The sequence below is a fragment of the Variovorax sp. 01T439_2 genome (genome assembly GCF_056398445.1).
This window is the reverse complement of sequence record NZ_JBFTPJ010000297.1, coordinates 1-6,076: the sequence shown is the minus strand read 5'-3', so window position 1 is coordinate 6,076 and position 6,076 is coordinate 1. Positions and strand designations below refer to the sequence as shown.

Annotated in this window: 10 protein-coding genes and 1 tRNA gene; 9 read left to right on the top strand and 2 right to left on the bottom strand. The window is 62.1% G+C overall.

Translation table 11 applies throughout. The features are described from left to right. From AC1DOC_RS15580 to AC1DOC_RS15540, 9 genes are all read left to right on the top strand, one after another. Positions 1-165 (top strand): uL15 family ribosomal protein (locus AC1DOC_RS15580; RefSeq protein WP_478130045.1); only part of this gene is annotated, 165 nt, incomplete at its 5' end. A gap of 26 nt (positions 166-191) precedes the next feature. Next, complete coding sequence (gene secY / locus AC1DOC_RS15575) at positions 192-1,505, top strand: preprotein translocase subunit SecY (protein WP_015867793.1); 1,314 nt, start codon at positions 192-194, stop codon at positions 1,503-1,505. A gap of 74 nt (positions 1,506-1,579) precedes the next feature. Continuing rightward, positions 1,580-1,693 (top strand): 50S ribosomal protein L36, encoded by a 114-nt coding sequence (gene rpmJ, locus AC1DOC_RS15570; RefSeq protein WP_013544106.1) that lies wholly within the window; start codon positions 1,580-1,582, stop codon positions 1,691-1,693. A gap of 23 nt (positions 1,694-1,716) precedes the next feature. Continuing rightward, positions 1,717-2,082 (top strand): 30S ribosomal protein S13, encoded by a 366-nt coding sequence (gene rpsM / locus AC1DOC_RS15565; protein WP_013544105.1) that lies wholly within the window; start codon positions 1,717-1,719, stop codon positions 2,080-2,082. A 12-nt stretch (positions 2,083-2,094) separates the two neighbouring features. Further along, entirely contained in the window at positions 2,095-2,499 is a 405-nt protein-coding gene (gene rpsK / locus AC1DOC_RS15560) for a 30S ribosomal protein S11 (RefSeq protein WP_009124825.1), read from the top strand. A 130-nt stretch (positions 2,500-2,629) separates the two neighbouring features. Further along, complete coding sequence (gene rpsD, locus AC1DOC_RS15555; protein ID WP_013544104.1) at positions 2,630-3,253, top strand: 30S ribosomal protein S4; 624 nt, start codon at positions 2,630-2,632, stop codon at positions 3,251-3,253. A gap of 128 nt (positions 3,254-3,381) precedes the next feature. After that, positions 3,382-4,371 carry a DNA-directed RNA polymerase subunit alpha gene (locus tag AC1DOC_RS15550; RefSeq protein WP_009124827.1) on the top strand — a complete coding sequence of 330 codons (990 nt, stop codon included), beginning with the start codon at positions 3,382-3,384 and terminating at the stop codon, positions 4,369-4,371. An 83-nt stretch (positions 4,372-4,454) separates the two neighbouring features. After that, the gene (gene rplQ / locus AC1DOC_RS15545; protein ID WP_015867792.1) at positions 4,455-4,853 is read left to right on the top strand and encodes a 50S ribosomal protein L17; all 399 of its coding nucleotides are present in this window, start codon (positions 4,455-4,457) and stop codon (positions 4,851-4,853) included. A gap of 18 nt (positions 4,854-4,871) precedes the next feature. Beyond that, positions 4,872-4,948 (top strand) — tRNA-Met (locus AC1DOC_RS15540). Positions 4,949-5,094: 146 nt separating this feature from the next. Here the strand turns inward: AC1DOC_RS15540 and AC1DOC_RS15535 are convergent. Further along, positions 5,095-5,493 (bottom strand): RidA family protein, encoded by a 399-nt coding sequence (locus AC1DOC_RS15535; protein ID WP_369663747.1) that lies wholly within the window; start codon positions 5,491-5,493, stop codon positions 5,095-5,097. Next, positions 5,490-6,076 (bottom strand): AMP-binding enzyme (locus AC1DOC_RS15530; protein ID WP_478130044.1); only part of this gene is annotated, 587 nt, incomplete at its 5' end. The genes AC1DOC_RS15530 and AC1DOC_RS15535, both read right to left, overlap by 4 nt.

Below are 6,076 nucleotides of genomic sequence, written 5' to 3'. Positions count from 1 at the left end.
GTGGACATCCTGGCGCTCAAGCAAGCCGGCCTCGTGGGCCAGCTCGCCAAGGTCGTCAAGATCGTCAAGACCGGTGAACTCACCAAGGCCGTCAAGCTGACGGGCGTGGGTGCAACCGCTGGTGCCAAGGCTGCGATCGAAGCAGCCGGCGGCAGCGTCGCCTGATCACACTGGACTGAAAGAAGTTCTTCGTGGCAACTAACGCGGCAACGATCGCAAAGACAGGCAAGTTCGGCGACCTGCGTCGCCGGCTCGTCTTCTTGCTGCTCGCGCTCGTGGTCTATCGGATCGGCGCGCACATTCCTGTGCCGGGCATCAACCCGGACCAGCTGGCGGCGTTGTTCCAGGGCCAGCAGGGCGGCATCCTGAGCCTGTTCAACATGTTCTCGGGCGGGGCGCTGTCGCGCTTCACCGTGTTCGCGTTGGGGATCATGCCGTACATCTCGGCGTCGATCATCATGCAGCTGATGACCTACGTGCTTCCGACCTTCGAGCAATTGAAGAAGGAAGGCGAGGCCGGCCGCCGCAAGATCACGCAGTACACGCGCTATGGCGCGCTCGGCCTGGCCCTGTTCCAGTCGTTCAGCATTGCAGTGGCGCTCGAGTCTTCGGCCGGCCTGGTCATCTCGCCCGGTTTCGGCTTCCGCCTGACCGCCATGGTGAGCCTCACGGCAGGTTCGATGTTCCTGATGTGGCTCGGCGAGCAGATCACCGAACGGGGCCTGGGCAACGGCATCTCGATCCTGATCTTTGCAGGTATCGCGGCCGGTCTGCCCAACGCCATCGGCGGCCTCGCTTCGCTGGTGACCACCGGTGCGATGAACCCGATCATTGCGCTGTTCATCATCGCGATCGTGGTGCTGGTCACCTACTTCGTGGTGTTCGTCGAACGCGGCCAGCGCAAGATCCTCGTGAACTATGCGCGGCGCCAGGTCGGCAACAAGGTCTATGGCGGCCAGTCGTCGCACCTGCCCTTGAAGCTGAACATGGCCGGTGTGATTCCGCCAATCTTCGCCTCCTCGATCATCCTGCTGCCCGCAACGGTGGTCGGCTGGTTCAGCACCGGCGAAGGTGGTTTCGGCTGGATCAAGGACGTGGCCGGCGCACTGCGTCCGGGCGAGCCGATCTACGTGCTGCTGTACGCTGCCGCGATCGTTTTCTTCTGCTTCTTCTACACGGCACTCGTGTTCAACAGCAAGGAAACGGCCGACAACCTGAAGAAGAGCGGTGCATTCATTCCGGGCATCCGTCCGGGTGACCAGACCGCTCGCTATATCGACAAGATTCTGGTTCGCCTGACGTTGGCTGGCGCGGTGTACATCACCTTCGTCTGCCTGCTGCCCGAGTTCCTGATCCTGAAGTACAACGTCCCGTTCTACTTCGGTGGTACCTCCCTGCTGATCATCGTGGTCGTCACGATGGACTTCATGGCCCAGGTGCAAAACTACATGATGTCCCAGCAGTACGAATCGCTGCTGAAGAAGGCCAACTTCAAGACATCGTAGGGCTGTGAGTTTCAGTATTGAGAATTTGGGTGTGGGCGGTGTACCGCCACGTTAAACAGTTTTAGGAGAATGAAATGAGAGTTTCGGCTTCGGTCAAAACCATCTGCCGTAATTGCAAGGTCATCCGCCGTAAAGGTGTGGTGCGTGTGATTTGCACCGACCCGCGCCACAAGCAGCGCCAGGGTTGATTGAAGAGTATTAGAGGACGCACATGGCACGTATTGCTGGCATCAACATTCCGCCGCACAAGCACGCTGAAATCGGCCTGACCGCCATCTTCGGCATCGGTCGCACCCGCGCCCGTCAGATCTGCGAAGCGAGCGGCATCGAATATTCGAAGAAGATCAAGGACCTGACTGACGCCGATCTCGAAAAGATCCGCGACCAGATCGCCTTGTTCACCATCGAAGGCGATCTGCGTCGCGAGACGACGATGAACATCAAGCGTTTGATGGACATCGGCTGCTATCGCGGCTTCCGTCACCGTCGCGGCCTGCCGATGCGCGGCCAGCGCACGCGCACCAATGCCCGCACCCGCAAGGGTCCGCGCAAGGCTGCGCAGTCCCTGAAGAAATAAGGATAGACCAGCATGGCTAAAGCACCTGCAAACAACGCCGCACAGCGCGTTCGCAAGAAGGTTCGCAAGAACGTTGCGGACGGCATCGCCCACGTGCATGCCTCGTTCAACAACACCATCATCACGATCACCGATCGCCAGGGCAACGCCCTGTCGTGGGCTTCGTCGGGTGGCCAGGGCTTCAAGGGCTCGCGCAAGTCGACCCCGTTCGCTGCGCAGGTGGCTTCCGAAGTGGCCGGCCGTGCTGCTGTCGAACAAGGCATCAAGAACCTCGACGTCGAGATCAAGGGCCCCGGCCCCGGTCGCGAATCGTCGGTGCGCGCACTGGCTGCGCTCGGCATCCGGATCAATTCCATTGCCGACGTGACGCCCGTTCCGCACAACGGCTGCCGTCCCCAGAAGCGTCGCCGCATCTGATCGTCAGTCCGCAAGGCGCAGCCGGCTTTTGAGCGGCTGCGCATTTGTTTTTTTACTAAGCCCACCGCCATCCGCGTCTTCGCCGATGGCTCCCGCAGGCAACTGCGGCAGATGACACAAAGGAAAAATCGTGGCACGCTACCTCGGCCCCAAGGCCAAACTCTCCCGCCGTGAAGGCACCGACTTGTTCCTCAAGAGCGCCCGCCGCTCCATCCAGGACAAGGCCAAGTTCGATTCCAAGCCCGGCCAGCATGGCCGCACTTCGGGTCAGCGTACCTCCGACTACGGCCTGCAGCTGCGCGAAAAGCAGAAGGTCAAGCGCATGTACGGCGTGCTCGAGAAGCAGTTCCGCCGCTACTTCGAAGAAGCCGACCGCCGCCGTGGCAACACCGGCGCCAACCTGCTGTTCATCCTCGAATCGCGCCTGGACAACGTCGTCTACCGCATGGGCTTCGGCTCGACGCGCGCCGAAGCGCGCCAGCTCGTGTCGCACAAGGCGATCACGGTGAATGGCCAGTCGGTCAACATCCCGTCGTACCTGGTGAAGACCGGCGACGTGATCGCCGTTCGCGACAAGTCGAAGAAGCAGACCCGCATTGCCGAAGCGCTCCAGCTCGCCCAGCAGGTCGGTATCCCGGCCTGGGTCGAAGTGAACGCCGACAAGGCCGAAGGTACCTTCAAGAAGGTGCCCGATCGCGACGAATTCGCAGCCGACATCAACGAATCGCTGATCGTCGAACTGTACTCGCGCTAAGCGGGCGACAACGGGCCGCGCTTTGCGGTCCGCTTTTGATTTTTTTGTTCCCATCGGGAGGCACTCCCGACGGGTGCTTCACCAGCCTTACCGGTGTAACGAGCCGGGGGTATTGAGAGGAAGTCTGCATGCAAACCACCCTGCTGAAACCCAAGACCATCCAGGTCGAGCAACTTGCCGCCAACAAGGCCAAGGTGACGCTCGAGCCTTTCGAGCGCGGCTACGGCCACACGCTCGGCAACGCGCTGCGCCGCGTCCTGCTGTCGTCGATGGTCGGTTATTCGGCCACTGAAGTCACGATCGCCGGCGTGCTGCACGAGTACTCGTCGATCGACGGCGTGCAGGAAGATGTCGTCAACATCCTGCTGAATCTCAAGGGCGTGGTGTTCAAGCTCCACAACCGCGACGAAGTCACGCTGAGCCTGCGCAAGGACGGCGAAGGCCCGGTGCTRGCGTCGGACATCCAGACCCCGCACGACGTCGAGATCATCAACCCCGACCACGTGATCGCGCACCTGTCGCAAGGCGGCAAGCTCGATATGCAGATCAAGGTCGAAAAGGGCCGCGGCTACGTGCCCGGCACGATGCGCCGCTATGCCGACGAGCCGACCAAGTCGATCGGCCGCATCGTCCTGGACGCCTCGTTCTCGCCCGTCAAGCGCGTGAGCTACACGGTCGAAAGCGCCCGTGTCGAACAGCGCACCGACCTGGACAAGCTGCTGGTCGAGATCGAAACCAACGGTGCGATCACGGCCGAAGACGCCGTGCGCGCCTCGGCTAAAATCCTGGTCGAGCAGCTGGCCGTGTTCGCGCAGCTCGAAGGCGGCGAACTGGCTGCATTCGATGCGCCGGCACCGCGCAGCGCACAGCAATTCGATCCGATCCTGCTGCGCCCTGTCGACGAGCTCGAGCTCACCGTGCGTTCGGCCAACTGCCTGAAGGCCGAAAACATCTACTACATCGGCGACCTGATCCAGCGCACCGAGAACGAGTTGCTCAAGACCCCGAACCTGGGTCGCAAGTCGCTCAACGAAATCAAGGAAGTGCTTGCCTCGCGCGGCCTGACCTTGGGTATGAAGCTTGAAAGCTGGCCGCCGGCCGGCCTCGACAAGCGTTGATTTTTGAAAATTGAGCCCATGAGGGCTCGTGCCCGGGCAGTACCTGATACGGCTGCCTGTTTAATAAAGTAAAGGAAAGCACCATGCGTCACGGACACGGACTCCGCAAACTCAACCGCACCAGCTCGCACCGCCTTGCGATGCTGCAGAACATGATGAATTCGCTCATCGAGCACGAAGTCATCAAGACCACGGTCCCCAAGGCCAAGGAACTGCGCCGCGTCATCGAACCGATGATCACGCTCGCCAAGAAGCCCACGGTTGCCAACAAGCGCCTGGCCTTCGACCGCCTGCGCGACCGCGACAGCGTCGTCAAGCTCTTCGGCGAACTCGGCCCGCGCTTCGCAGCGCGTCCGGGCGGCTACACCCGCATCCTGAAGATGGGTTTCCGCGTTGGCGACAATGCACCCATGGCACTGGTCGAACTGGTCGACCGTCCTGAAATTAAAGAAGAAGCCGCCGAGCAAGGCGCTGCTGAATAAGGTATAATTCCATCTTGCCGCGCGATGGAGCAGCCTGGTAGCTCGTTGGGCTCATAACCCAAAGGTCGCAAGTTCAAATCTTGCTCGCGCAACCAATTTAAAAGGCCCTTTGAATTTCAAAGGGCCTTTTTCTTTGGCCGCCGATCTTCGGGTCGGCAGGTCCATGCACCCATGAAAAATGCCCTCGCGAAGAGGGCATTCTTGTTTGCGTCGCACGGGGCGGCTCCCCGCGGGTGTTCCGTCAGACCGGAATGACCGCCGTGACCTCGATCTCGACCTTGGCGCGGTGCTCGACCAGCGCCGCCACCTGCACGCAGGTCATGGCCGGGAAGTTGCGGCCCATTGCGTCGCGGTAGACCGGGCCGAGCTCGCCGAGGCGGCGGCTGTATTCGTCGCGGTCGGTCACGTACCAGGTCATGCGCACCATGTGCTCGGGGCCGGCGCCGGCTTCGCGCAGCACTTCGGCGATGTTGCGCAGCGCCAGGCCGCATTGCTCGATGAAGTCGTCCGACTCGAACTGCTGCTGCGCATTCCAACCGATCTGGCCGCCGACGAACACCATGGTGCCGCGTGCGGCCACGCCATTCGCATAGCCCTTGGGGGGCAACCAGCCCGGGGGCTGCAAGAGTTTGTTCATCATGATGGGGTGGTCTCGTTGAGTTGTCTCAGTTTGAACCGCTGGAGCTTGCCGGTCTCGGTGCGCGGCAGCACCGGCACGAACTCGATCTCCCGCGGGTATTTGAAGGGCGCGATGGTGGCCTTCACATGGTCCTGCAGCGCCTTGACGAGCGCGGCATTGCCTTCATGGCCGGGCTTGAGCACGCAGAAGGCCTTCACGATCATGCCGCGGTCGGCGTCGGGCTTGCCGATCACGCCGCACTCGGCCACGGCCGGGTGCTTGAGGAGCGCATCCTCGACCTCGGGTCCGCCGACGTTGTAGCCGGCCGTGATGATCATGTCGTCGGCGCGCGCCTGGTAGAAGAAGTAGCCGTCGTCGTCCTGCACGAAGGAATCGCCGGGGTAGTTCCAGCCGTTCTTCACGTAGTCGGCCTGGCGCGGGTCGTCCAGGTAGCGGCAGCCCACGGGACCCTGCAGCGCCAGCTTGCCGACCGTGCCGCGCGGCACTTCGTTGCCCTGGTCATCCACCACCCTGGCGGTGAAACCGGGCACCACCTTGCCGACCGCGCCGCGGCGCACCTGATCGCCGGCGGCCGAGATGTAGA

Excerpts from the sequence above, each read along its gene's own strand:
- rpsK (WP_009124825.1), top strand. The coding sequence starts at position 2,095 with ATGGCTAAAGCACCTGCAAACAACGCCGCACAGCGCGTTCGCAAGAAG.
- rplQ (WP_015867792.1), top strand. The coding sequence starts at position 4,455 with ATGCGTCACGGACACGGACTCCGCAAACTCAACCGCACCAGCTCGCAC.
- AC1DOC_RS15535 (WP_369663747.1), bottom strand. The coding sequence starts at position 5,493 with ATGATGAACAAACTCTTGCAGCCCCCGGGCTGGTTGCCCCCCAAGGGC.
- rpmJ (WP_013544106.1), top strand. The coding sequence starts at position 1,580 with ATGAGAGTTTCGGCTTCGGTCAAAACCATCTGCCGTAATTGCAAGGTC.
- rpsM (WP_013544105.1), top strand. The coding sequence starts at position 1,717 with ATGGCACGTATTGCTGGCATCAACATTCCGCCGCACAAGCACGCTGAA.